The sequence below is a fragment of the Stenotrophomonas sp. 2YAF22 genome (assembly GCF_052114665.1).
Lineage (GTDB): Bacteria > Pseudomonadota > Gammaproteobacteria > Xanthomonadales > Xanthomonadaceae > Stenotrophomonas > Stenotrophomonas indicatrix.
The window spans coordinates 1-1,157 of sequence record NZ_JBFRFE010000903.1 but is presented as its reverse complement, the minus strand read 5'-3'; the positions used below and the strand labels follow the sequence as shown (position 1 = coordinate 1,157).

Annotated in this window: 1 protein-coding gene; it reads right to left on the bottom strand. The window is 65.7% G+C overall.

The genetic code is table 11. From position 1 onward, the window contains the following. Positions 1-186: 186 nt before the first annotated feature. Positions 187-1,157, bottom strand: a 971-nt coding sequence (gene dinB / locus AB4Y84_RS22125; RefSeq protein WP_442250992.1) for a DNA polymerase IV, incomplete at its 5' end; no start/stop codon positions are given.

Below are 1,157 nucleotides of genomic sequence, written 5' to 3'. Positions count from 1 at the left end.
GTTGCGGGGGACGCTGCAAGTACRTCCMTGTAAGCTCGGTCGCCGCATCCATGCGGCTCACGCCCCCGCAACCGGACCCACCCCGCCTTCGACAGATCTCCGCAATCTGTCKGGATGGCATGRCYTGCYCTTGGTRGGTGTCGACCTTGGTCGACACTTGGATCCACGCCATGCGTGGATGAACGATCAGGAATGATCGGTCTGGGTGTGCTCGAACAACTCACCTTGCACTACCGGCTCCTTTTCACGGAAGCCGCCGAGGCCGACGCCGACCAGGCGGTAGCGGGTGTCAGCGGGTAGATCTACACGGGCGCGCAATGAAAGCGCGATGTCGCGCAGTTCGGCCATCGATTCCGGCGGGCGTTCCGGGGTGAAGCTGCGGGTGAGGAGGCGGAACTGCGCGGTCTTCAGCTTCAATACCACGGTGTGGCCGATGCGTTCGGTCTTGCGGGTGGCATGCCAGGTCTTCTCGGCCAGCTGCACGATCGCTTCGCCCAGGTCTTCCAGCAGCAGGTCCTCGGCGAAGGTGTCTTCAGAGGAGATCGACTGCACCTGCTGGTCAGGCTCCACCGGACGCTCGTCGACGCCGCGTGCGCGGTTGTACAGGCTGCGGCCGAAGCTGCCGAAGGCTTCTTCCAGGTCCGGCAGCGTCCACTGCCGCAGGTCGCCGCAGGTGACGATGCCGCGCGCTGCCAGTTTGCCTTCCATCACCTTGCCGACACCGGGCACGCGATTCACCGGCAGCGGCAGCAGGAATGCGTCCACCCGCTGCGGCGGAATCACGAACTGGCCGTCGGGCTTGCGCCAGTCCGAGGCGATCTTGGCCAGGAACTTGTTCGGCGCGATCCCGGCTGAAGCCGTCAGGTTGGTTTCCTCGCGGATCTGCGCGCGGATGGTGCGGGCGATGTCGGTGGCGAGTTCGATGCCACTCTTCGGATCGGTCACGTCCAGGTAGGCCTCGTCCAAGGACAGCGGCTCGACCAGGTCGGTATGGCGCAGGAAGATCTCGCGCACGTGGCGCGACACCGCCTTGTAACGCGCGAAGTCCGGCGGCACGAAGACAGCGTCCGGGCACAGGCGCTCGGCACGCAGTGCCGGCATCGCCGAACGCACGCCGAACACGCGCGCCTCGTACGAAGCGGCACACACCACTGAAC